General features: G+C 39.0%; 22 protein-coding genes. 12 read left to right on the forward strand and 10 right to left on the reverse strand.

Annotated elements, in window-relative coordinates:
• Positions 1–157 precede the first annotated feature (157 nt).
• The 6 genes from AC012T_RS25355 (at position 158) to AC012T_RS25380 (ending at position 6,793) form a co-directional block, all read left to right on the forward strand.
• The gene (locus AC012T_RS25355; RefSeq protein WP_487061903.1) at positions 158–1,150 is read left to right on the forward strand and encodes an ABC transporter ATP-binding protein; all 993 of its coding nucleotides are present in this window, start codon (positions 158–160) and stop codon (positions 1,148–1,150) included.
• A complete protein-coding gene (locus tag AC012T_RS25360) occupies positions 1,151–1,963 on the forward strand; it encodes an ABC transporter permease (RefSeq protein ID WP_487061905.1) in 813 nt (270 codons plus the stop codon).
• Between the two features lie 80 nt (positions 1,964–2,043).
• Positions 2,044–3,666 (forward strand): GldG family protein, encoded by a 1,623-nt coding sequence (locus tag AC012T_RS25365; protein ID WP_487061907.1) that lies wholly within the window; start codon positions 2,044–2,046, stop codon positions 3,664–3,666.
• Between the two features lie 217 nt (positions 3,667–3,883).
• Positions 3,884–4,495 carry a DUF4340 domain-containing protein gene (locus AC012T_RS25370; RefSeq protein ID WP_487061909.1) on the forward strand — a complete coding sequence of 204 codons (612 nt, stop codon included), beginning with the start codon at positions 3,884–3,886 and terminating at the stop codon, positions 4,493–4,495.
• Between the two features lie 162 nt (positions 4,496–4,657).
• The gene (gene purU / locus AC012T_RS25375) at positions 4,658–5,512 is read left to right on the forward strand and encodes a formyltetrahydrofolate deformylase (protein ID WP_015216587.1); all 855 of its coding nucleotides are present in this window, start codon (positions 4,658–4,660) and stop codon (positions 5,510–5,512) included.
• A gap of 684 nt (positions 5,513–6,196) precedes the next feature.
• Complete coding sequence (locus AC012T_RS25380; protein ID WP_487061911.1) at positions 6,197–6,793, forward strand: hypothetical protein; 597 nt, start codon at positions 6,197–6,199, stop codon at positions 6,791–6,793.
• A gap of 206 nt (positions 6,794–6,999) precedes the next feature.
• On the opposite strand, the gene AC012T_RS25385 is transcribed toward AC012T_RS25380, so the two are convergent.
• The gene (locus AC012T_RS25385; protein ID WP_487061913.1) at positions 7,000–7,533 is read right to left on the reverse strand and encodes a late competence development ComFB family protein; all 534 of its coding nucleotides are present in this window, start codon (positions 7,531–7,533) and stop codon (positions 7,000–7,002) included.
• 514 nt (positions 7,534–8,047) lie between these two features.
• Here AC012T_RS25385 and AC012T_RS25390 point away from each other — a divergent pair.
• The gene (locus tag AC012T_RS25390; RefSeq protein WP_487061915.1) at positions 8,048–9,607 is read left to right on the forward strand and encodes a glucosaminidase domain-containing protein; all 1,560 of its coding nucleotides are present in this window, start codon (positions 8,048–8,050) and stop codon (positions 9,605–9,607) included.
• 73 nt (positions 9,608–9,680) lie between these two features.
• Here the strand turns inward: AC012T_RS25390 and AC012T_RS25395 are convergent, their stop codons facing one another.
• Both AC012T_RS25395 and mnmG read right to left on the reverse strand, forming a co-directional pair.
• Positions 9,681–10,994 carry a hypothetical protein gene (locus tag AC012T_RS25395; protein WP_487061917.1) on the reverse strand — a complete coding sequence of 438 codons (1,314 nt, stop codon included), beginning with the start codon at positions 10,992–10,994 and terminating at the stop codon, positions 9,681–9,683.
• A gap of 110 nt (positions 10,995–11,104) precedes the next feature.
• Complete coding sequence (mnmG, locus tag AC012T_RS25400; RefSeq protein ID WP_487061919.1) at positions 11,105–13,033, reverse strand: tRNA uridine-5-carboxymethylaminomethyl(34) synthesis enzyme MnmG; 1,929 nt, start codon at positions 13,031–13,033, stop codon at positions 11,105–11,107.
• A gap of 743 nt (positions 13,034–13,776) precedes the next feature.
• On the opposite strand from mnmG, the gene AC012T_RS25405 reads away from it, so the two are divergent.
• Positions 13,777–14,604: a D-alanyl-D-alanine carboxypeptidase family protein gene (locus AC012T_RS25405; RefSeq protein WP_487061921.1), complete on the forward strand. Its 828-nt coding sequence runs from the start codon at positions 13,777–13,779 to the stop codon at positions 14,602–14,604.
• Positions 14,605–14,643: 39 nt separating this feature from the next.
• Here the strand turns inward: AC012T_RS25405 and AC012T_RS25410 are convergent, their stop codons facing one another.
• Positions 14,644–14,838 carry a type II toxin-antitoxin system HicB family antitoxin gene (locus tag AC012T_RS25410; RefSeq protein ID WP_438888568.1) on the reverse strand — a complete coding sequence of 65 codons (195 nt, stop codon included), beginning with the start codon at positions 14,836–14,838 and terminating at the stop codon, positions 14,644–14,646.
• Positions 14,839–15,172: 334 nt separating this feature from the next.
• On the opposite strand from AC012T_RS25410, the gene AC012T_RS25415 reads away from it, so the two are divergent.
• The 3 genes from AC012T_RS25415 (at position 15,173) to AC012T_RS25425 (ending at position 18,306) form a co-directional block, all read left to right on the forward strand.
• A complete protein-coding gene (locus AC012T_RS25415; protein ID WP_487066770.1) occupies positions 15,173–15,748 on the forward strand; it encodes a TIGR04376 family protein in 576 nt (191 codons plus the stop codon).
• Between the two features lie 426 nt (positions 15,749–16,174).
• The gene (locus tag AC012T_RS25420) at positions 16,175–16,753 is read left to right on the forward strand and encodes an ABC transporter permease (protein WP_487061923.1); all 579 of its coding nucleotides are present in this window, start codon (positions 16,175–16,177) and stop codon (positions 16,751–16,753) included.
• A gap of 428 nt (positions 16,754–17,181) precedes the next feature.
• On the forward strand, positions 17,182–18,306 hold the full coding sequence (locus AC012T_RS25425) for a site-2 protease family protein (RefSeq protein ID WP_487061925.1): 1,125 nt from the start codon (positions 17,182–17,184) through the stop codon (positions 18,304–18,306).
• Between the two features lie 113 nt (positions 18,307–18,419).
• Here AC012T_RS25425 and AC012T_RS25430 read toward each other — a convergent pair whose 3' ends face one another.
• The 3 genes from AC012T_RS25430 to acsF all read right to left on the reverse strand — a co-directional run bounded on the left by AC012T_RS25430 (position 18,420) and on the right by acsF (position 21,827).
• Positions 18,420–19,823, reverse strand: a complete 1,404-nt coding sequence (locus AC012T_RS25430) for a collagen-like protein (protein ID WP_487061927.1) — start codon at positions 19,821–19,823, stop codon at positions 18,420–18,422.
• Between the two features lie 24 nt (positions 19,824–19,847).
• Complete coding sequence (locus AC012T_RS25435) at positions 19,848–20,657, reverse strand: tetratricopeptide repeat protein (protein WP_487061929.1); 810 nt, start codon at positions 20,655–20,657, stop codon at positions 19,848–19,850.
• A 93-nt stretch (positions 20,658–20,750) separates the two neighbouring features.
• Positions 20,751–21,827: a magnesium-protoporphyrin IX monomethyl ester (oxidative) cyclase gene (acsF, locus tag AC012T_RS25440; RefSeq protein ID WP_487061931.1), complete on the reverse strand. Its 1,077-nt coding sequence runs from the start codon at positions 21,825–21,827 to the stop codon at positions 20,751–20,753.
• A gap of 309 nt (positions 21,828–22,136) precedes the next feature.
• Here acsF and AC012T_RS25445 point away from each other — a divergent pair, with 309 nt between their 5' ends.
• Complete coding sequence (locus AC012T_RS25445) at positions 22,137–22,637, forward strand: TM2 domain-containing protein (protein ID WP_487061933.1); 501 nt, start codon at positions 22,137–22,139, stop codon at positions 22,635–22,637.
• A gap of 123 nt (positions 22,638–22,760) precedes the next feature.
• Here the strand turns inward: AC012T_RS25445 and AC012T_RS25450 are convergent, their stop codons facing one another.
• The 3 genes from AC012T_RS25450 to thrC all read right to left on the reverse strand — a co-directional run bounded on the left by AC012T_RS25450 (position 22,761) and on the right by thrC (position 25,293).
• On the reverse strand, positions 22,761–23,246 hold the full coding sequence (locus tag AC012T_RS25450; protein WP_487061935.1) for a DUF2996 domain-containing protein: 486 nt from the start codon (positions 23,244–23,246) through the stop codon (positions 22,761–22,763).
• Between the two features lie 361 nt (positions 23,247–23,607).
• Positions 23,608–23,883: a MoaD/ThiS family protein gene (locus tag AC012T_RS25455; RefSeq protein WP_487061937.1), complete on the reverse strand. Its 276-nt coding sequence runs from the start codon at positions 23,881–23,883 to the stop codon at positions 23,608–23,610.
• 105 nt (positions 23,884–23,988) lie between these two features.
• Complete coding sequence (thrC, locus tag AC012T_RS25460; RefSeq protein ID WP_487061939.1) at positions 23,989–25,293, reverse strand: threonine synthase; 1,305 nt, start codon at positions 25,291–25,293, stop codon at positions 23,989–23,991.
• Between the last annotated feature and the right edge of the window lie 49 nt (positions 25,294–25,342).

The following is a 25,342-nucleotide window of genomic DNA, read 5'->3' on the forward strand; positions in this document are numbered from 1 at the left end:
AACATCCTCCCTACCGTGTCATCTTTAAATTCTTATAATCAGTGATTCAGAGGCAAGTAGTTTATCATATCCTTGTCATCAGTTAATAACTCTATTCCTAGCATCCTTCCTTCCGTATCATAATCCAGACTGTGTAATCCTTAAATCTGTTTAATCCGTGATAGAAGTTGAACATCTCAGTAAAATATACGGTTCCACCTCAGCCATCACAGATGTCTCCTTTAGCGTCGAACCAGGGGAAATCTTAGGTTTATTAGGGCCAAATGGCGCTGGTAAAACTACAACCATGCGAATTTTAGCCGGCTATTTACCCGCAACCAGAGGTACAGCTAAAATTGCCGGTTATGATGTCCAAGAAAATTCCCTCGCAGTCCGGCAAAGAATTGGCTATTTACCGGAAACACCGCCGTTATACCCCGAAATGACTGTTGAAGGATTTCTGCACTTTGTAGCTCGAATTAAGGGAGTATCGTCAGGCGATCGCTCTCAAAAAGTCCAAGCCGCTATGCAACGCTGCAATTTACAGGAAAAACGCCAAGTCATAATTCGCAAACTTTCCAAAGGTTATCGTCAAAGAGTTGGTATTGCCCAAGCTATAGTTCACGACCCCCCAGCCATTATTCTTGATGAACCTACCGTCGGACTTGACCCCCGACAAATCATTGAAGTTCGGAATTTAATCAAAAGCCTGGCCGGAACGCACACAATTATTCTCTCAACCCATATTCTTCCAGAAGTGAGCATGACCTGTAACCGCGTCGCTATTATCAATGGCGGTAGAGTCGTAGCTACTAATACACCAGAAAATCTGATGACACAGTTGACGGATGGTTCTGGATATGAATTAGAAATTTCAGGAGAAGTAAGTCTAGCAAAACAGGTATTGCAAAATATCTCAAATGTGATTTTGGTAGAATCAATGCCGACTAGTTATAAAACCCAAAACCGCGCCCACCTGCGGGTGATATCGCAACCAGGGACGGAACCAGGGCAGAATATCGCGGCGGCTTTGATTCGGGGCGGATTCGGTTTATATGAAATGCGGCGAGTCAGCGCTACCTTAGAAGATGTGTTTTTGCAACTGACTACAGAGGAAAAAAATTTGCTACCTGAAGCCGACTCAGCAGCCACAGAAGGAGAAGCCGCATAGATGGGTATTGTTCTGGCTAATATTATTGCCATTTATCGCCGGGAGTTACAAAGTTATTTTGTATCCCCTTTGGCCTATGGTATTGCTGGCATTTTTTGGTTTATTGCTGGCTTATTCTTCGTGATGATTTTATTAGGGCCTGGTGGAATTTTACCCACAGTCGCCGCTTATGACATCCAAGGACAACAAATAGGCGTACCAGTACCACCAATAGATGTTCCTTACGAATTTGTGCGGGCATTTTTAGACCGCATGGGCTGGTTATTGCTGTTTATTCTGCCAATTTTGTCAATGGGATTATATGCCGAAGAACGCAAGCGGGGAACATTAGAATTATTAGCGACATCACCAGTCACTAATTGGGCTGTAGCCGTGGGTAAATTATTAGGAGTGTTAACGTTTTTCACAACTTTGATTTTACCTTTACTCGGATTTGAAGCGATCGCACTTAGCAGTTCAAATCCCCCTATGTCACCCATCATTCCCCTACTCGGTCATTTAGGACTAATCTTACTAGCCGCAGCAATTTTATCAATAGGAATGTTTATTTCCTCACTCACAGACAGCACACTTCTATCCGCAGTCCTCAGTTTCGGAGTCATTATATTACTGTTATTTATTGATGTAATCGCCAAAACTATACCCGGTTCCGTAGGTGTAGCTTTAGGTCATATATCCTTACTAAAACATTACAACACCTTAATTCAAGGCATTTTCGACACCAGCAGCTTGATAGTATTTGCCAGTTACATCATCTTAGGCATCTTTCTCACAGCCCAATCAATCGACGCACTCCGCTTCCAACGTCGGTAGAAGAAGCAGGGGGAGAAATATCAAATATCAATCACCAATTACCAATTATCAATTACCAATCACCAATTACCAATTACCAAATGATTAAAAAGAAACCTTGGAAACTTATATTTTTAATAGGCCCATTCCTGATTGCAGCTGGTTTAGCAATGGCACTTTTATCAGAAAAATGGGAATTATTACTTTTAATATTACTAATATCTGGTATTGTTATCTGCGGTATCTGGATAGTAGTACAAAACCGACAGAGTAAATGGTGGCAGCAGCGTTCTACCCAAGCAGGCACAAACGCCATTATTGCCACTTTCGCAGTATTAACAATACTAGGACTAATTAACTTTTTAAGCACTCGCTACCATATCCGGGCAGACTTAACAGAAACTCAGTTATTTACCCTCGCCCCCCAATCTAAAGAATTAGTGCGTACCCTACCGCAAACAGCTAAAGTCTGGGTATTTACCAGAGAACAAAATTATCAAGACCAAGAATTACTAGAAAACTATAGTCGCCAAAGTAACAATTTTAAATTTGAATATATTGATCCCCAAGCTAGACCAGGACTAGCAGAAAAATTTGGAGTCAAAGATTTTGGCGAAGTTTATCTAGAATTTGCAGACAAACGCCAATTAGTACAGACAATAAATGAAAATGAACGCCTATCAGAAGTTAGGTTAACAAATCGCCTGCAACAAATCACCACCAACAGCACCGCTAAAGTTTACTTTCTCCAAGGTCATGGTGAACACCAACTTGCAGCAGGTAAAGGTGCCGTATCAGAAGCAATTCAGGGCTTAACCGACAAAAATTTCACCGCCTCACCGCTGAATCTAGCAGAAAATCCTCAAGTACCTGAAGATGCTACTGTTGTTATCGTTGCTGGCCCAAAACGAGAATTATTGGCAGGTGAAGTCAAAGCTTTACAAGACTATCTTAATCGTGGCGGTAACTTGTTGCTGATGATTGACCCCAATACTGACCCAAAAATTGACAGTTTGCTGCAAGATTGGGGTGTAAAACTAGATAATCGTTTAGCTATAGATAATTCGGGACAAAGTTTAGGACTTGGGCCTGCTGCACCGCTAGTCACAGAATATGGAGAACATCCCATCACTAAAGATTTTGGTAACGGTATTTCTTTCTATCCCCTAGTTCGTTCCGTAGAAGTTACCCCAGTTCCAGGTATCGAGTCTACTCCTCTATTAAGAACAAAACCCTATCCCAGCAGTTGGGCTGAAAGCGATCAGCAAAGCGAAAATTTAGAGTTTAATGAAGGTAAAGACCTCAAAGGCCCTCTAACTTTAGGCGTAGCACTAAAAAGAAATTTCCCAGCCCAAGTTATCCCAACACCAACAACTTCACCAACACCAACAGCTTCACCAATTCCAACAACTTCACCAACACCAACAACTTCCTCAAGTCCAACAACTTCAACCAAAGAATCACGTTTAGTAGTATTGGGAAACTCAGATTTTGCCACAGATGGCTTATTTCAACAGCAATTAAATGGAGATGTATTCCTCAACTCAGTAGCTTGGCTGAGTCAACAGGATCAACAACCACTTTCCATTCGTCCCAAAGAACCGACAAATCGCCGTATCACCATGTCAACTATCCAAGCAAATCTATTAACAATATCTTCTTTATTACTTTTACCTTTTATCGGTTTAGCAACAGGATCTATTATTTGGTGGAAACGAAGATAGACATTTGTAACTAGGGAGATGAGGGAGAGTATTTATCTTTACTTATTTTACCTCTATACTAAAAATGGCTAATATATAGACTTTATAGGATGACAAAATTCAAAGCAAAAACCTCAGTAAAAACTCTGCGTCACTTTGCGTTTACCTCAGCGAACCTCTGCTTTTAAAAATCAAATTTCTAACCTTTTTAGTATAATTACCAATGACCAATTAATAAATGAAACGCACAACATTAATTTTGATACTTTTAGCCCTGGGTTTGGGTAGTTTTGTTTACATTTATGAAATAAAAGGTGCAATTCAGCGCGAAGAAGTTCATGAAAATAAGCAGCAGATTTTTACTTTCACTGCTGAGGATGTCCAGTCTTTAACAGTCAAAACAAAAGACATAACATTAAATCTAGAACGTAACAATAAATCCGAAGCACCAAAATGGCTAATTAAATCACCAATATCAGAATCTGCTAATGATGCGATTGTTGCTTATTTACTGGATTTATTAATCAAAGGCAAAAGTGAGCAAACTTTATCCATTCCCACTAATCAACTAAGTGAATTTGGTTTAGAACAATCTCAAATAGCTATCGAGGTTAAACTCAAAAATCAGCAAAGTCATAAGTTAATTATTGGTAAACCTAATTTTAACAATAGTTTTTTGTATGCTCAAGTTGATCCCACTAATCAAACAAATGATAATATCAATATATTGCTAGTATCTAAAGATTTTTTAAATGCAGTAAATCGAGAAGTATCCGAGTGGAAACAGGTAGAAAATAGCAGTGAATCACAGCCTTTACCCGGTCTTCCTGAATCAATTCCTAACAAATAGTAAATAAGCAAATTTTAAGTAATTTTGTAAGGACTCAGGATACAGAATGTTTCATATAGCAGGGAATTCTTATTCTTCTTCCTCCTGACTCCTGACTCCTAACTCCTGACTCCTAACTCCTGACTCCTGAATCCTGAATCCTGAATTATTACATAATTTTTTATGACTAAGCCGACAGCAACTTTACTTATTTCTTGTCCTGATCAACGGGGACTAGTAGCAAAAATCGCCAATTTTATATATTCCAATGGTGGAAATATTATCCATGCCGACCAGCATACAGATTTTGCAGCTGGTTTATTTCTTACACGCCTAGAATGGCAGTTAGATGGGTTTAATTTACCACGAGACTTGATTGCCAAGGCATTTAATGCAATTGCTCAACCTTTAAATGCTAAATGGGAATTACACTTTTCTGATACTGTTCCACGTCTAGCAATTTGGGTTAGTCGTCAAGACCATTGTTTATTTGATTTGATTTGGCGACAACGTTCAAAAGAGTTTCATGCTGAAATTCCTCTAATTATTAGTAATCACCCACATCTACAAGATGTAGCAGAAAAATTTGGCATTGACTATCACTATATTCCGATTACTAAAGAAAATAAAAAAGAACAGGAAATTAAACAATTAGAATTACTGCAACAGTACAAAATAGATTTAGTTGTATTGGCAAAATATATGCAAATTGTTAGTGCCGATTTTATTCGGCAATTTCCGCAAATTATTAATATTCATCACTCATTTTTACCAGCTTTTATTGGCGCTAATCCCTATCATCGAGCATTTGAAAGAGGTGTCAAAATTATTGGGGCAACGGCACATTATGCGACTGCGGATTTAGATGCAGGCCCAATTATTGAGCAAGATGTGGTGCGGGTAAGTCACCGAGATGAGGTGGATGATTTGGTGAGAAAGGGCAAGGATTTAGAGCGAGTTGTTTTAGCTAGGTCAGTAAGATTACATTTACAAAATCGCGTCTTGGTATATGGGAATAGGACAGTAGTTTTTGAGTGATTTTGTAATAGGTAATTTGTTTTAATGTTTTCATATATTTACTAGCATTTCTAAACTTGTCCATACCTATTTAGCAATATATAAAACCAAATTTTATAGAACTTACGTATTGATAAAGTTTCCCAAATAAGAGGTGTAGATTTTATCGCTTGTAGGGTGAGTCAGACTCGATAATTTGGCAAATAAACAGATTTCCTCTATCTGACGCACCTGACTCAATAAGTTATTCCCAAAGCCTAAAGCGACGCAATTTCGTTCATTCAGATCATGGTAAGTTTGTATAGTCCGTAAGTCCTATTTTCTTTCAAATCTACTTTTTTAAGGATTGCCAACAACCCTAAAAAGTTATCATCAAATTTATACTCTCTTCAGTTTTGCTCTAGGGCTGATTGGTGCTTGGTAAGGTTGAGGTTGTTTGGGAATAATTTAATCTATCTTCCACAGGGTTAGTTCGCTAGGATAGGGTGGTAGGGTTAAATTGATAAAATCAGGTGTTTGTATAGAAATAAAACGGTTGTTTTTGAATGAGATTGTTATTCATCAGCACTGTAGGTAGATCATCTCTATTCCCGCTAATGGGTTAGTCGCTTGACGCTAACAAATTGAGGAATTAGCAAATGCTTTCTGATATCGGTATACTTAAAAGGAAGCACTGAATGGAAACTAGGAATTTATACAAAAACTATGCCTAAACAATTACAATCATCAACTGAATTGACACAATTGCAGACAGAAGCAGAACAAGAAGAAAAACTGATGCAAGATGTTCTTCTCTTGTTGGTAAATTTGATTTACAGGGAAGAAATTACAGTTAAGTTGATTATAAATTGCCTCTATGATGCTGGGTCAACTAATTTGATCAACCAAAAGTTTCAGTCTCGGACTCTCAATAAAACCCTGAAGGAGATTTCTAAATTATCCAAACCGGCATTCAGGATGATTGCTTGGCAATGGTTTAAGAGTAATTGTCCTAAGTTGATTGCTGATTGGCTAAGAAGCAAGATTGAGTTCAAAATAGTAGACAACACTAAAGTAGAGATCGTCACAGCAGATCCAGGTACTGATATCGTATCTCTGGACAAGAATCAATATCAAATTTATGAAGTCAAACAACTTCGTTCTCAAGTAAAAATGCTGACTAGCCTTTTAGTGGCTGTAATTGCTGTGTTAGGTGGTAGCTTTGTTTGGGCAGGTTATTTGTTAGAGCGATCGCACCTACAAATGGTAGAACAATTGCAAACTCAAGTAAAAACCCTGGAGGCTAGTGTTAAAAAGCAATAGCTACGTCAGCCATAGTTCATCAAAATCTTGTCACGCTATTCAGATAAATGTGATTTGGAGCGTTTCCTTATCACCTTTTAATAATGCTTAATTTGCCAAGAATATGGCCATAGAATGGCTTAACTTTTTACCTTACCTACCTTTAGCTATTTTTCTCTCAAACACTCCTAAATCAATATAAATGAACTGACAAATCAAAATTTAATTTATAGCCGATGCTTTTCCCAGTCAAATGCATCCTTTTCTAAACAACCATATTTACGCCAGGTAGTCCTACCTTTTGACTCATTGAGCAATGTTTGCTCCACTACATCACTTAAGTTATCCCATGACAGGTCTTGGCGTTGCAATATAATTTTCAGTTTTTCCAAAGCCTCTAAGGCTGCTTGGTCTGCTGTAAAATTGAGAGGATCATTAACACGCAAAGGATCTCTTTGTACAGCTATAATTCCTTGACGCACAGCTGTGGTAATTTTCTGATATAACTCTGTTTTTCCATGATGCCATTGTCGCTGCCACCCTCTTCTACTAGTAGCATACAGGCAAGGTAAACGGTTTAAAGCATAAGCAACAACTTCTGATGCTTTGATGTAGTAAGCAGTTTTTACAGGCAAGGATTTGATTTGTTTCTCCACTTCCTCTACAACCAGCATTTCCATTACATTGCGAGAATCTTTTGTAAATGCAGTTTGTTGAGAATGGGAATTTGCTGAATTTAAGGATGGTCGTAAATTTGACATAACTGTAAAAAATTGATTTTATCCTGAATTTCAGTTAGACTTCTTATAAATCAAGCTTTACGTCATGATTTTGATCCATTTATTTTAAAAGTATATTTTACTATAACCGTATATTTCTGCTGTTGTGAATGTGTATCATCCCATCTTTATATTAAATTAATAATTTGTAAAATATGAACTGCTTTTTTGATCTTTTCAGAAACTCTCAAAAGCTTGAAAGCCTCTTGGTATATTAGTTTTGTGATACCTATGGTTCTATTAAGGAACTTTGACAATTACTAGAAAAGAAATAAATATGCTTTATCTATAATTTCTAACAGATTTTTCATGGTTACTGTAGTAAAAGCGGTTTTTCTACAGCAAGTAAGCCCTCGGTCTGCTTTCTTGATTGACTTAACTAATGCAATATTGCTGTATAATATCATACTGAAGACAACACGGATACAGATATTAGAGAAACAATATCTCAATTTACAGATTTCAATAACTATATTCTTTTTGTGAAGGCAAAACTATGACATTACTCAACGATTTAGTCAAAAATTATCTAAATAGTGATTTAGAAGTCATATTTAAAACCGTTGGTCTTGAAACTGCTAAGATTAGCAATATCAATAGGCAAATTCTGAAAGAAGTTAGCCTAGCTCAATGGTTGTTAGAATCTGGTAGAGCCACAAGTGAACTTGCCATTAATGCTAATAATTTTGCCGGATTAAAATGGCGAAGTCCTGATATGAAAGGTTTTGCAGAGCCAGTGAAAATAAAAATTTCTTCTGAACTAGGAGAAGTTGAGTTTTGTAAATTCCCAGATATTAATGCCTTTATTATTGGTTATTGGAAATTTTTAACTCGTTCTCCCTATAAAGGCTTAGAAGATCATACTAATACTCCAGAAAACTTTATTGGATTTCTCAAAAGTAAGGGATATTCATCTGATCTTAACTACGTCAGTAAAATTATTAAACTACTGCCTGAAGCGCAGGAATTACTGACTAATAGAGGGGAGGTTATCATTTCTTCAATATCAGAACAACTGCAACTAATTCGTGCGCCTAAGGAAGTAGAAATAGGGCAAGGTTTTAGAGTCGAAGGGTTAGCAAAATTAGCTGATAGTGGCAAGATTTTATCAGTGATAATTGATGATAAATTTCCAGCCCCAAGTGTACCAATTAGTCAGGATGGTAAATGGCAATTCAATTTTGTCTTTAACCAAGATGGCGATCGCCAAATGGTAATTACTATCAATGACCAAATCATCAAGTTCAACATTAAAGTAGTTGTTCCTAGCAATCAAAAAACTCAACAAATTTCGACATCTAGTGTATTAGCAGCAAAGATAATTGAACTTAGTGGTAGTGTGGGAATTGGCGGAGTCAATAAAGCTGATGATGTGAAAGCAGTTAAAGCCAGATTGTATGAGTTAGGCTACAAATGGGTAGGTGATCCTAACAGTGCAGACCGAGATAGAGGATTATTTGACGCGATTAAACTATTTCAGTCAATTATTATTGGTCGCAGTACTGTTAGTGGTGATGGTAGAGTTGATGTTGGTGAAATGACTCATAGATGGTTGCAAGCAGCTAACGCACCGCAGTGGGTATTAATGCCTGCAAGTGACCCTGACAATGGTTTTGTGAATGGCGAACTGGCAGAAGTTCATGATAATCATGATTTTGGCACACACTGGTTAGCTGATGTCATTAAAGCGATCGCTCAAGATTATCAAAATAGTTATCGTAGTACTCGCCCCCAGGCTGCCCCATTTGCGATTAATGATGTTAGCCTACCTCATGGAGGAGATACCCCTGATCATCACGGTCATGAAACTGGGATGATGTGCGATGTTTTCTTGCCCAAGAAAAACGGTAATTTTGGCGGTATTGTCTGGACAAGTTCTGAATACGATCAAGATGCTACACGAGCCTTGCTAAAATCTATTCGCAAACAACAGCTAGTCAGAACAGGAGCAGTTTTTTTCAATGATCAGCAGCTAATCAAAGAGGGTCTTTGTACTCCTCTGAGTGGTCACAGTAGTCATATTCACTTTGAAATTAACGCTCCATTGAGAAGCTAATCAAAGTTCGGAGATTAAACTAAATACTGTTAAAAATCCCCGCCATCAATTGACGGGGAGTATCAACCAATTCTCACAACTTTTGACCCGCATAAATTGAGCGCACCTCACCATTACGGCGGATAATCGCCTCACCATTACTCACTTCTACTAGTGTCCAACCACTAGAGCCAATGCCCTCTCCCAGGTTAATACGGCGAGTCACACCATCAATTTTAAACAAAGCAGCAGATTTGTTTCCTAACTCTAGTAATCCTTCTAATTCGGCGGAATAACTAGGTGGTAAATAGACTTGTTGCTGAATAGTTGTTGGTGCTGTTGGCAGTTTTGGCGGTGCTATAGCGGGTAGCTGAGGTTTAACTGCCGGCTTCACCGTTGCTGTTAACACTTTTGCTGGTATTGGTTTGCTTGCTGGTTGCGCTGCGTTGGGGAGATTTTTCACTGTTTCAGGTGCGGATACCTGCGCCGGAATTGGCAGCACCTGTGGTAATGGGCTTAGGGGTTGAGGTGCTTGATAAACAGGGATATATATGCGCTCAACAACATTTGTTACCCGACTAGGAGCAGGTGCTACATTATTAGCAGATATTGGTGGTGGTAGAGTCCCTATTGGTTGGGTACTCGGCAAAGCCAAAGAGTTAGTTTGGTTGAGATTTACTGCTGGAAATCCAGATCTAGCTGATGTCTGATTAGTGCTTGTTCCTTGCTGTTCTATGACTGCTAAGGCTTCCAGCATATAATTAACCAACTCTGCTTGAGGATCTGGTTTGATGACTACAGGCGATTGTGGCTGACTTGTTTGTAAACTCTGGGGAATCAATTTAGCTGTGAGATTAGTTAGCAATCTCGAATCTGTTAGGTAGAGTGTACCCACCATTGCCAAGCTTAAGGTAGCCCCCATAATTAGCAGGTTGCCTAAACTACCGCTATTTTGTTGAGTTCTTGTACTAATAGCTGTAACAGAGGGATGATTAAAGACTAATGTACTTGTTTGTTGCTTTTTGATTGGCGACATCGCCTTAACTGTTCCGTGTACTCTCTGTGGTAAAAACACTTCTGGTGTTTTCAGAGTCACTGTTTGTATAGGTACATATTCTGTCCTCACAGTTTTGGCTGGACGTTTCCTCCGACCATCCAGAATGCTGTCGATATCGTTGAAGAGATCATCCATTAATCCTTCAGCGTAAGTTTCTATGGACAGGGATTCATTGGGGATTAAGTCCTCTGCTGCTTCGGAAATAATTAAATGGGTGCTGGCTTCTGTGATCATAGACATCCTCTGTTGTAGCTGGTAGAAAGGGGAAACGATAGCCCGATTACCTGGAAATAAAGTTAAAAAATAAATAGCTAAATTACTTGTCCCAGAGGAGACAAGTTGATTGAGCAATGGTATTAAATTCTACTCTGATTTAGAACAAGTTGATGATGTCACAACAAAAGTATATGTCATCTATCATACTGATCCCCCACATTATACTATACTTGTCATTTCTAAATTTATGTGTCTGCTAACACCGATAACTGTTTCTGGGACTTGGTTCTACCTATTTCCAAATAAATTAGTAAGGCGTTGATATCAGCTGGATTAACTCCGCCAATGCGAGATGCTTGACCAATTGTGAGGGGTTTGACCTTGTTGAGCTTTTCTCTAGCTTCTTTAGAAAGAGTATCAATTGTTGTGTAGTCTAAATTTGCAGGTAATTGGCGGTTGGCTTGACGGGCGGTTTGCTCGATTTGGTTTTGTTGTCTGGCTAGATAACCAGAATATTTAATGTCTATTTCTGCACCTTCTTTTTCGGCTTGGTTAAGGTTGGTGTTACCTAGTCCGTACCTTTCTAAATCAACATAATGTATTCCTGGACGACGTAATAAGTCAGCGAGGGTAATTGAGCCTTTAATTGTTTGTTGGGTATCGAGTGCGATCGCTCTCCCCACTTCCTCAAGTTCTTTAATTCTGGTAGAATGCAAGCGTTCTTTCTCCGCCGTAATCTGTTCTTGTTTGCTAGAAAACAAATCCCAACGTCTATCATCAATTAAACCAATTTCTCTTCCCAAAGGTGTCAACCGTTGGTCAGCATTATCAGAACGCAGTAATAAGCGGTACTCAGACCTACTCGTCAGCATTCGGTAAGGTTCCCGTAAATCCTTCGTACACAAGTCATCAACTAAAGTGCCAATGTAACTTTGCTCACGAGGGAAAATAATCATTTCCTCACCCCGGACAAATCGCGCTGCATTAATTCCCGCTACCAAACCCTGTGCAGCAGCTTCTTCATAACCCGTTGTCCCATTAATTTGTCCCGCGCAAAATAGTCCTTCTACCTTCTTCGTCATCAATGTCGGATAACACTGAGTTGCAGGTATATAATCATATTCCACTGCATAGGCAGGACGCAGCATCACGCAGTTTTCCAAACCGGGAAGACTCCGCAACATCAACAATTGCAGATTTTCTGGTAAACCTGTAGAAAACCCTTGGATGTATAATTCGGGAATATCCCGTCCTTCTGGTTCAATAAAAATCTGGTGGCTTTCTTTATCTGCAAAGCGGACAATTTTATCTTCAATACTCGGACAATAACGGGGTCCCTTAGCTTCCACCCAACCACCATAAACCGGTGATAGATGTAAATTTTCCCGAATCAAACGATGAGTTTCCGCAGTAGTCCGGGTCATATAACAAGCCATTTGTTCCCGTTCTACCCACGCTTGGGGGTCAAAGCTAAACCAGCGGACTTCTTTATCCCCCGGCTGGATTTCCATTTTACTGTAATCTGCCGAGCGTCTATCTACCCGCGCAGGTGTTCCCGTTTTTAATCTTCCCGTTTCAAATCCTAAGCGATTCAGAGTTTCTGTCAATCCTTCAGCCGCAAACTCTCCCGCACGTCCGGCAGCCATTGACTTGTTGCCCACCCAAATCTTACCACCCAAGAATGTGCCGGTGGTGATAATCAAGGCTTTACATTGAAACGCCATGCCAAAGTAAGTTTGCACACCGATAATTTCATCGTTAGCACCCAGCACCAAGTCGGTGGCCATACCTTCACGGATAGTCAAATTGTCTTGATTTTCGACAATGGTCTTCATGACTGTTGCATATTCCCGCTTATCGGTTTGCGCCCGTAATGCCCACACCGCAGGACCTCGTGAAGAGTTGAGGACACGTTTTTGTAGATAGGTGCGGTCTGCAACTTTGCCAATTTCTCCACCCAAAGCATCAACTTCATGGGTTAATTGAGATTTGGCCGGGCCACCTACAGCAGGGTTACAAGGTTGCCAAGCGATTCTATCTAGATTAAGGGTTAAAAGCAGAGTCCGACAACCGAGGCGGGCAGTAGCTAAAGCTGCTTCGCAACCGGAGTGACCTGCACCGACGACAATCACATCAAATGCGTCTTGGAATTCTGGGGAATTGTGCATGGTCATAAGCAGTTAAGAATAAAAGATTTAAAAATAAAAACTAGTTACATTAAGTATTTTAGCGTATATTTCAGAGGTTGTAGGAATTAACTGTCTGAATCAGGATTTCCAGGATTTAAGGATTTACAGGATGTAGTTCTGGAATGTTAATATAAAATCCGATAACATTAGATAATATTTTTTATATGTACAATCTACTGAAATCATGAAATTTAATCAACTAAGCTATTATGAATCTAATCAAAAATGGAAGTTTGAAAATATTAATTTTTCTGGCTCTTCCAGACTAGTAGTCTGTCAAATACATTTTGACGGATAAAGAAGAAACGAACCGCGAAGGACGCAAAGAGCGCGAAGGAAGAAGGAAGAAGGAAGAATTATTTACCCTTCAATTAGTTCTTGACAGACTACTAGGTATGATACTTTAATAAAAAATGGCTAAAACCATTTATATAAGAAGATTCCATCAATATTCAACAACAGAGTTAATAAAAATAAATTTTGACTTTATTGAATCCCTTCCTCTCTAATGATTTTAGCTAATATTAAGTATTAATTTTTCATGGTTAGTTTAGGAGAGGCACAATCTTAAACATTATAAAATTACTAATGAAGTAATAAAGGAAGAATATTTAGAACAATTAAGAATCAGGGTTAAAGATGAAACTGAGCATTTGCCGACTTTCCAAGCTTTTATAGAATTCTGTAATATAATTAAATCCAAGTTGTCAAGTTAATCAATTTTTTTAATGAAACGTCATTCAAGAATAAAACGCCGGTTAAGAAAAATAACTTTTATTGGTATCATTATATTCATATTTTTTACCTTGATTGCCAGTAGTGATACTAACAACTATCAATCATTAGAAAATACTGCTCTAACAAATAATGTCAATATAACACCATCTACATCTACAACATTTATTCCCAGTCAGCAACTAAATGAACAAGAGCGTTTTTTAGCTACAATTGTCCATCAATTAGCAAATATTCCCCAAGTTAATAGTTATGAATATACTTTACTACGTGCTTACGGTGCAGTATTTATCAATCAAGAATCAGAAATTAAACTACCGCGAAAAGTTATCTTAGACGATGAACGAGAAACCCAAGATTTTCAGGGTAATATGCGAGTAGCATTAGTTGAAGGAACTAGAGAATGTTATTTACAAAAATCCGCTGCTGATGCTTTTAATAAAGCCAGGATTTTGGTAAATATTCCCCTAAAATCTGGATATTCTGGTGATTGTACTCGCAGTTTTGCCACCAATTTCAGATTTTGGCAAAAATACGCGAATAGTAGAACTTTAGAACAAGTAAAACAAGGTAAAGAAACAAAAATTCTCGATACAGTTGCACCCCCAGGAACTTCACAACATCTGTGGGGATTAGCGATTGATTTACGGGTATCTAGTCCAGCACAGAGACAAGCTTTAAATCAAAATGGTTGGTTTCAGACTGTTACAAATGATATACCCCATTGGACTTATCTTAGTTGGAGTGAAGAGGATTTACCTAAGTTTGGATTAAGGGCTAAAACTATCAGAGGTATTACTTATTGGGTTACACCCATTTAGGTAATCTTAAAATGGACTATTACTTGATTGAATGCTAAATTATCGCACTTCTACATAATAAAATTCAGCATCTTTACCAACTTCATCCATAGTTTCTAAGTAAGCTTGAATGGCATATTTCATCTTGTCTAAAGCCTCTTGTTCCGTTTCTCCAACTGTCCAACATCCAGGTAAGGCAGGACACCAGATAGCATAGACTTTATCTATTTTATTTAACTTGACTTGATATCGCATATCTCAATCACCGCTATTATCTTTAATTCTATATTAATAATTAAGATAAAAAAGGAGCGTTTGATACTGCATAATCTCATATCCTTGCTAACTATAGCTGGAAAAATTAAATTTGATGGAATTTATCAAATCATTATACAAATTCAAGTAATTTAATATGATTATTTTCCTATTTGTATTAGTGGATAAATGATTTTTACTATCATTACTATCTGCTAATTGTCAATCTAAGTATTAATTAGAGAGTAATCTCGTTTTTATCATCAAAAGGAATAGGTTATTTTTGGTAGATTAGGATAAAATAGTTACAAACCCGATGTTTGGAGTTCTGACAGTGGGCTTATTTGATGATTTAAGTCGGTTTTTAGAAGAACGTTTAGAAGAATTCTTGCGTAACAATCCCCATTTGGAATTGGAGATGCTGTTAGAACAGCTGCGGGAGCAAGAAGAGGATACCTTAAAGCTGATTGCAGAGTTACAATTACAAGAGAAGCGATCGCAAGATGATATTCTCTCCACCGCGCAAGAAATCCAACGCTGGCACATTCGCGTACAAAAAGCCAAAGCCGCAGGTAGAGAGGATTTAGCCGCAGCAGCGCAAAACAGAGAAGACGCACTCCTCCGCGAGGGAAATCAGCGTTGGGGACAAATGCAGGGTTTAAAAGACCGCATTACCCAATCTCAAGAACTATTACGCAAAATTCAGCAGCGTCGTCAAGAAGTACAAGCTAAAGCCACCGCAGCACAGACAGCGCGACAAACAGAACGCGCAAAAGTTTCAACTCCGCAGCGTTTAGAAACCAATGCTTGGCAAACACCAGCTAGTAGCTTGGACGACTTAGAAGACAAGTTTCGTCGTTGGGAAACTCAAGATGAGTTGGAACAAATGAAGCGAAATATGGGTAAATAATTCAGCAAGCCGCAAGGATGAAATCTCAATAATACCTTTTCATCTCTGATAATTTATATACAGTAGAGGCGTATAAAAATACGCCCCTAATTTTTATTCAAAGAACCACAAATTTATTTTTTTACAGGACTTACGCAATTGGCATATCAGTAGGGTGCGTCAGACTTTATAAATCCTGCAAATAAGCAGATATTTGATATCTGATGCACCATAAAATAGATGTTTAGTGTGACACTTGCGTAACTCCTCTTTTAATTTCCGCTAAATTCAATTATTGAAATATTATTTATTTTTTTGGTTAGAAATGTGTTTGCCTATAAACTTGATGAAGTTGGGTTTTTACATCTGCTTTTGACTTTTCCTTTCCACCGCTATTGAGTATTATTGCTTTAGTATTCCCCAGACGCTTAAAATAATAACTGAGGAATGGAAAATAGTATCTTGTTAGACGTTTTGGCTACCCTACAACGCTTATTTGTGGGTTATATTCCCGCCTCAGTTTTAGGTATATTCATCGGTTTTGTAATTGGTATCAATGGTATAGTTTATCAGCTATTTACACGATTATTCCAAATCCCAAATAGCATTCCTTCTATAGTATTTTTACCGATTGCACTCATTCTCTTTAAAGAGAACGAAACCGCAGCTATTTTTGTGGTGTTCATTGGTGTACTCTGGGCAGTTATTATAGAAACAGCTACAGGTATTCAACAATTTCGTAAATATGATAATAATTCCCGCGTAGCTATCCATCATATTTTTAAAGCTTTGAGAATTGGTCTTTGGATAGCCTGGTTTACAGTTATTGCTACAGAAATGCTGGCAGGTTCCAAAGGACTTGGCTTTCTGGCATGGAATGGTTATAAAGCTGGCAATCCTAAATATATAGTTGACTCCATACTCTACATTGCTATTATCGGTGTTTTTTTGGATCAATTACTAGATTTAACTGGATATATTCTCTCTCAAATGGTTTCAGATAAAGGGAAATCTTCCAAAACTTAATTACAAAAAAGTAGAGAACAGATTAACAGGACTAAAAGCTGCGTGTTACATTTAATATCTTTTGCCGGTGCGTCAGATATCATAAATTTGTTGATAATAACGTCCTGACACACCCTACAAATCAAGCCAGTTGCGTAAGTCCTGATTAAGTTCTTGCTAGTGAGAACAGCAGTTCTCATGTATTTAGACAACAGCCGTGATTTTTCTCTGTGTCTGAAGCGTGAAACAGAAAAATATGGTAAATATGGTAATTTTTCGCCCACTCTCACCCCTAAAATAGAGATTTCACAGGCTAAATTCGCATAACCACACCTGAATGGACGGACACCACTACTGTTACAAAGATTAAAATTACTTAATATTTCGTTACGATAAGGTCATTGAGAGAAACAACAAACCTCTCAATGCTCATGTCACAGGTAAACGCCATGAATAGTACAATTCGGGTTGGCAACCTTTTTGGAATACCTTTTTATATACATCCGTCTTGGTTTTTAGTTTTAGGTTTGGTAACTTGGAGCTATAGCAGCGGACTAGCGGCACAATTTCCCCAATTGGGTGGGGGATTACCTTTGGTACTAGGATTAATGACGGCACTGTTGCTATTTGGCTCAGTTGTTGCCCATGAATTAGGACACAGCTTTGTCGCTATTCGCCAAGGAATTGATGTTAAATCAATTACACTGTTTATATTTGGTGGACTGGCAAGCTTAGAAAAAGAATCACAGACTCCGGGGGAAGCTTTTTGGGTAGCTATTGCCGGACCATTAGTTAGTTTCTTGCTGTTCGCTACAGCGACAACAGTTGGTTTTGCGACTGCTGCATCTGGGCCATTGGCAGCTATCCTGGGTCTACTAGCTTCTGTTAATTTGACCTTAGCTCTATTTAACCTCATTCCTGGCTTACCTTTGGATGGAGGAAATATACTGAAAGCAATAGTCTGGAAAATTACTGGTAAATCCTATAAAGGAGTGGTTGTTGCCAGCCGAATTGGACAAATTTTTGGTTGGATTGCGATCGCATCTGGTCTCATTCCCGTACTATTATTTGGTAGCTTTGTTAACGTCTGGAACTTGTTAATTGGCTTATTCTTGCTACAAAATGCTGGAAAAGCTGTCCAATTCGCTAGAGTACAAGAAAAACTCACAGGTTTAACAGCAGCAGATGCTGTAAACAACGATAGCCCGATTGTCAAAGCGAATTTGAATTTAAGAGAGTTTGCAGATCAACAACTCTTAAATGCTCAAGAATACCGTCGTTTCTTGGTGACAGATGAGGAAGGACAATTGCTGGGAGCAATATCAATTGATGACTTGCGAACCATCCCCAATACACTATGGGCAGAAACTCAAGTCTTCCAAGTAATGAAACCAATCGAGCAGTCCAGCACTGTACAATCGGATCAACCATTGCTAGAAGTAGTACAGTTACTCGAAACACAAAAGTTATCAGCATTGGCTGTAATTCGTGAAAATGGTTTCCTAGTTGGAATTTTAGAAAAAGCTGCAATTATCAACTTACTTCAGAAGAAAGTACAAACAAAATTTGCATAACCTCTTCAAATCTCCAAGTAAAAACTCAAAATTGCCTTGCCAAGCAGTTTTGAGTTTTAATTTTGGATTATTAGATATTTTTTATTTGGAAGCCACTTATGCCTTCTGAATCATCATCTAACTTTGCGAATTGCACCTTGCCAGTTGAGAGTTTGCTGTGCAGAACGTCCCCCCAAAGAACGGATTGCTACTACTTCAATATCAACATTCACACCAGATTTAAGAGCATCACTGGGAATTTTCAACTTACCTAAATCGAGGGTAAAACGATTATAGTTACGAGTAACTAGTTCGTTAGGAATTTCCCCTTCGTAAAAAGTTTGGTAATTAGAAGATCCAGAAAAATTGTCTCTTGCTCGATATTTCACTCTAAATTGAGTATTAATTAAATCTGATCTTGCTGCTAAATCAACTATTTTTAAATTAAGGTTTTGTCCCACATCAGCAAAATCTGCGACTGCTAAACGCGTCACATCTTTTTTAGGAATTGCATAATTAACAGTAAACTCTGTCAATTTACCTTGCATATTGGCACCACCATCAACCCACATATCATCAGAAAAGGCAATTTCTACCTTTTCACTGTCATTTAAACTCAGTGTTACACCTTGATTAGCAAAGCTGGTAATGGGTTGTTTATCTTGCCAAATTAATTTAAAAGTCCCTTCTAGTCGCCGTTCAAATTCTCGATATTCATCAGCAATAACCGAACCAGCAGCTAATAGAGAAATTGCTCCTTGACGCTGCTGCCATTTATTTTTGGAGAGGTTAAACTCTTTAGTTGCTAATTCAGAAAGTGCTAATTTTAAAGTTGGTGCATCATCTGCCAAAGGTTTATTGCTGTTAATTATAGTTAAAGTTCCTAAGCGTCCTGACTGACCGTCCTTACCATAACTACCATCACGTCCATCACTACCGTTGGAACACCGATAAACTTTACTAGTACATTTATAATCAGGACTACCGGGAGTACCTTTGCAGGTTTTTACTTCCCAACTCCTACGGTTACAATTACAACCTGCTGTACCTCTGCCACCTTGTCCACCGCGTCCACCTTCCCCTCCAACAGCGCGAACAAAAATTTTCTGTAAGTCTGCCAAATTGGTGTAATAGACCGTGAGGGAACCACCTTGGCCACCATCTCCACCTTTTCCTCCAGCACCACCATTACCCCCATCTGGTGCATTGACTGAGTTGTCAACGTTTTCACGTTGGTCTCTACAGCGGGGTCGAGAACCACGTTCTCCGTCTTCCCCATCTTCACCATCTTTACCAGACAGATCAAGATTTATAGGGGAACCATTAGCAGAAATAGTTTGATTTTCACCACTGCGACCATCTCGACCAGAGCGGCCATTGCTGCCTCTCTCTTCATCTCTGTCATAGCGGTTAGCTATTTTATATTCTTGTTCAGAGGAGTTTACTGGACATAAAACTGAAGCCGAGGCAGGTAAAAAGCTATTAAATAGGCAAAAAGTCAACAGAAGTGGCAATTTACTCTTAAAAGTTTTGTGCATAAAATTATACATAAATTAGCTTACTTAAGACTGAATTTCGTTCATGAAGTTGATCACCTTTTGGTGAAATATTGTGTTTTGATGCTTTAACGCAATTTGGGTTGATTCTTGGAGATCAGCGATCGCTTCCTCTCGATTTCCTAAGCGATGGTGAGCCAAACCTCTTGCGTAGAAAGCAAATTCATCCTCAGAATATCTTTCACCTGCACCCACTGATTCAATGTGCTTTGCTTCAGCAAAATCTGCAAATGCACCTTGCTCATCTCCTAAGTCATAACACGCATTACCCCGCACATAGTAAGCAGCCGTTAAATTAGGATCTACATCAAGAGCCTTGGTTAAGTGCTTAATGGCTTGGCTATTAATACCCTGAGAATATTGCAGAATGCCCAAATTGTAGTAAGAAATAGCAGAACGTTCCATGCTGGCTATCAAACTGAAGTCTTCTAGCGCACCTTGAAAGTTACCAGAGTAAAAACGCGCTGCACCTCGTCCAAAATAGGCTCGTACATATTGCGGATTTAATTGAATTGCACGATGACAATCTTCAATTGCAGTTTCATTGTCACCTATTGCTGCACGAGCAACACCACGTTCAGCATAAGCTTGAGCATATTGAGGACTCAGCCGGATTGTTTCATTAAAGTCTTCAATTGCATTTTGGTAATCCTTTGTCAGTGAACGAGCCACACCACGACTAATATATGATGTCAAATCCTCTGAATTTAGTAAAATTGCCTGACTATAATTTTCAATAGCTCCTTGATAGTCGCCAGAATTATAGAGTATATAAGCAAGACTGGAGTATCCATAGGCATATATTGAATTGAGCATTAGTTTATACACTCCCTAAATATATTGATTAAAACAAAAAAAGTGGCTCTGTAGATAACAGAACCACCAAAATTTTTCTAAACCTAAGCTAAATTAGCGAGCTTGACCGTGAGCAGAAACCGCATCAATGGGTTTCATCAGGTATAGGTTTAATAACTGCCAACCATGAGAAAGGTAAATTGGCGCTTTTTGGAAGAATTGCAAGAATTTGGGTGTATTAGAGTTGGCAATTGCTGTCAATTTTTCGTTATTTTTGACACAAACATCCAAACGCTGATAAAACTCTGGATTGTCTACATCTAGCATGAGTGGGAAGACTCTACCTGCCGTTTCATTGGTCTTCTTGATCACATGGATGTCATATTCTCTGGCATCTAAGCCCAGAGAAGCATAAAAATCTTTGCGTTGGATGTCATTAAGATACATTGTCGCAAACACTGACAACAGGAAGAACCGACTCCATAGCTTGGCTCTCCAGTCATTCAGCATTTGTGGCTGCGCTCTCATAACGGCATCAAAGAAATCGCCGTGGCGATTTTCATCCTGACACCAATTTTCAAAGAAGCGGAAAATTGGGTAAATCCGGTCTTCAGGATGTTGTTCTAAATGGCGATAAATGGTGATATAGCGCCAATAACCAATCTTCTCAGAAAGATAAGTAGCGTAGAAGATGAATTTGGGTTTAAAGAAGGTATAACTGCGACTCTTAGTCAGAAAACCTAAATCTAGGGACAGATTAAAGTCTGACATAGCTTTGTTTAGAAAACCAGCATGACGCGCTTCATCCCGTGACATCAAGTTAAAGCACTCAGCTAATAGAGGGCTTTTATCCTTCAAGCGACGACCGAGTTCTTTGTAGAGCAAAAAGCCGGAAAACTCTGCTGTACAGGAGCGTTCGAGAAATTCCACGAACAATTGGCGAGTTTCCCCATCAATGTGATCCCAGGATTGCTCAAACTCCCCATCTCTGACAAAGTGATGGCGGTTGTAATCAATGCGAAATTCTTCTAGGATGGCTCTTAACTCGTCTTCGTTGACGGAAATGTCCATCCGCGCCATTTCATCAAAATCTGTTGTGTAAAAGCGGGGTGTTAAGAGGCTTTCTTTTGAGGGGACTTTAACCCCAGGACGCATTTCCTCAAAGCCTGGTTTTTTTAGAGAATCTACCATGTTTTGACTGCCATGAATGTTTTTCTTATGTTTGAGTACACCAGAAAGCCAAAGCTTATGCTCTCACAAGAAGGTGCAGCTAAGGACAATAATTACATTATGTATAAAATTCAGTTTACCAAGGTGTAGCCGGGAAAATGGCAAATAAAACATTAAGAGTTGCAACAAAACTTTAGTTGTTACGGAATGAGGGGTTGAAAACTGGTAGTCAGCTAAAGTATTTAGGCTTTGGCAGAATGCCCAGTGTGTGTGTAAGCAGGAACTAAAAAGCTCAAACAACAAGAGCTAATTCACGGGATTGAGAACAAGATGAATGCACAAGAACCTCGGAACAAAGACCGTCTTCTAATCTCTTATGCCTTGTGTGCAGGTGGGTTTTTAGGAATAGCAGGATTACACCGTTTGTATAATGGCAAAATAGCTACTGGTGTTTTGTGGCTATTAACGTTTGGTTTTTTTTATGTAGGCCAGTTAGTGGATCTAGTGCTGATTCCGGGAATGGTTGACGAATATGAACAAAAACTCAGGCTCCAAGCAGGTTTATCACCTTTGGGTTTACCACTCAATCAAGCAGTAGTTAATTCCCAAGTTTACCGCCCCACTGGTAATCAACTGATGGTTCAACTGCTTGAGGCCGCAGAAATCAAGGGTGGTAATTTAACTGTGACTCAAGGGGTGAAGGCAACGGGAGCCAGCTTTGCTGAAGTGGAAAAGGTTCTCACAGAAATGCTGCAATCAGGTTATGTAAGAATAGACAACGACCCCATTACTGGAGCCGTTACTTACCATTTCTATGAATTGTCAAGTTAATAGGGAACAGTCATTCGATTTTGGATTTTGGATTTTGGATTGATTCCACAGATAAATCCGGGGACTTGTACCATCAAGGAATAATTGGTCAATTATCCAAAACCAATGACCAATGACCAATGATTAATTTCTACCTAGCCATTTTTGACCATTTAAACGGTAGACTAAGCGGGATACCAATAAATCCAGGGTAATTTTGCGCTCATCAATTAAGAATGATTCAAGGGTACTAGGTTTTTTCCCTTCGTTACAGGAAAAGCCTTTTTTACCTTGAATATCTGCATCGGGGAAGTAGACGTTAAATTGGCGCTGTCCTTCTTGCCAACTGCCGATAATTTGCCAGCATTCTTCGGCTGAGTTAAAGCCAGTGATGGGATATTTCTGCTTGGCAAAACTTAGCTCTACATCTGGGACTCCTTCTGCAACAATTGCCTTTTGCAAAGCTGGTAAGTATTCTTGCTGGATAAACTCCTCAAAAGGTTTGTCTTCTACAGCAGGTGGTTTTTCCTTTTTGGGAGCTTTAGCTGCTGCTGGGGGTTTTTCTGGTGGGGTTGCAGCAGCATTGGAAGCTACCTCTCCCGCTTGATTTTGATTGGTTTCTTCTGCCATTGCTCAGGTTAATCCTTTAGTCTAGCTTTTAGAGCGATCGCATGGAGCTTACTGTCACAAGCGATCGCTCACCTTGGAATAGTCAGTTATTTCCATTTTGACATACTAGAGCATGGCTACAACTATTTACATTTCACGCTCGGATAGTCTGAACTAATTTTGATTAAATAAGGTGCGATGGCTACACTCTCAACAGGTATGCTTTTACTCGCTGTGAGTATCGCTATGCTTGATTGTATTTATGATAAGTATTTGAATAAAAACTGGTTAAAAAATTGATTGTTGTCAATGGCAGCGACAACTGAGGATAATCAAATTATACACTCCCCACAAACTGGGGGAGGTTTGATTTACAGATAGCTCAACCACCTGCAACAGCGGGAACGATGCTGACTTCATCACCATCTTTTAAAGATGTTTCTGTACCTTCTAAAAAGCGGATGTCTTCGCTGTTGACGTACAAATTCAAGAACCGTCTTGGCTTACCAGTTTCGTCGCACAAACGTGATTTGATACCAGGACAGCTTTCTTCTAAGGACTCAAATAATTCGGTGATGTTGCTGCCTTTGCATTCTAGGGTAGCTTGATTATTTGTAAATTTTTGCAGAGCAGTAGGAACTAAAACAGTTACAGCCATAATTTCAACTTTAATTTTCAGTGGTTAGTGTTTAGGGGTTTAAAATTGGTAAACCCCTACTATGATTGATCAATCGTCATTTTTTGCAACTTTAATGACCAATGATTAAACGAGGACTTGTTGCCATTCTAAGCGATCAAGTGTCCGGGATCTTTCTAAAGCCCGTTCAAAACTATCAAGTTTGGCATCAATGGTTAAAGGTTCACCAACATAGCCTTGAATTGCTTCTTGGGTTTTCAAGCCATTGCCGGTGATGTAAACAACTGTAGTTTCATCTGGATCAATTTTGCCAGCTTCTACTAATTTTTTTAGTACTGCAACGGTTGTACCACCGGCTGTTTCGGTGAAGATACCTTCTGTTTCTGCCAGTAGCTTCATGCCTTCGATTATTTCTGCATCATTGACTGATTCAATGTTACCGCCTGTTTTTTGAGCTATTTCTACAGCATAAACTCCATCAGCTGGATTACCAATAGCAATTGATTTAGCAATTGTGTTTGGTTTGACTGGCTGGATAAAGTCGCGTCCTTCTTTGAAGGCTTTAGCAATGGGGGAGCAACCTTCTGCTTGAGCGCCGCTGAAACGGACGTTTTTACCTTCTACTAAGCCGACTTCTGTAAATTCTTTGAAACCTTTGTAAATCTTGGTGAATAGAGAACCAGAGGCTAGGGGAGCAACTATATGATCTGGTAGTTCCCAGCCTAGTTGTTCTGCTACTTCAAAGCCTAATGTTTTGGAACCTTCGGAATAATAAGGGCGTAAATTAATATTCACAAAACCCCAACCGTGTGTGTTAGCAACTTCTGAGCAGAGACGATTTACTTGATCGTAATTACCTTTTACAGCCATGAGGGTTGGGCTGTAAATTAAGCTACCGAGGATTTTACCTGCTTCTAAGTCGGAAGGGATGAATACACAACAGTCTAAACCGGCATGGGCTGCGATCGCTGCTGTGGAATTTGCTAAGTTGCCTGTACTGGCACAAGAAACTGTAGTAAAACCTAATTCTCTAGCTCTGCTAAGTGCAACTGACACCACCCGATCTTTGAAGCTTAGGGTGGGCATATTGACGGCATCATTTTTAATATAAAGTTTATTTAAACCCAGGCGACGGGCAAGACGGTGCGATCGCACTAAGGGAGTCATCCCCGTTCCCACATCTATAACATTATCAGTAGCGACAGGCAAAAATTGACGGTAGCGCCAAATTGAATTTGGCCCAGCTTGGATTTTTTCTCGGCTGACGGAAAGACGTAAAGCATCGTAGTCGTATTTGACTTCTAGCGGACCAAAGCACAATTCACAAACATGACTAGCTTTGAGTTCATATTCTGCTCCGCATTCCTTACACTTCAAGGCTTGCAGTATAGATGTGTTTGCTTGGTTTAGGTTTGCAATTGCCTGAGTCATAAACTACCTGTCCCCGTATATCCGTCAACTTTGGATTACTCTAGCACGC

The sequence above is a fragment of the Anabaena sp. EIM26 genome (genome assembly GCF_057568715.1).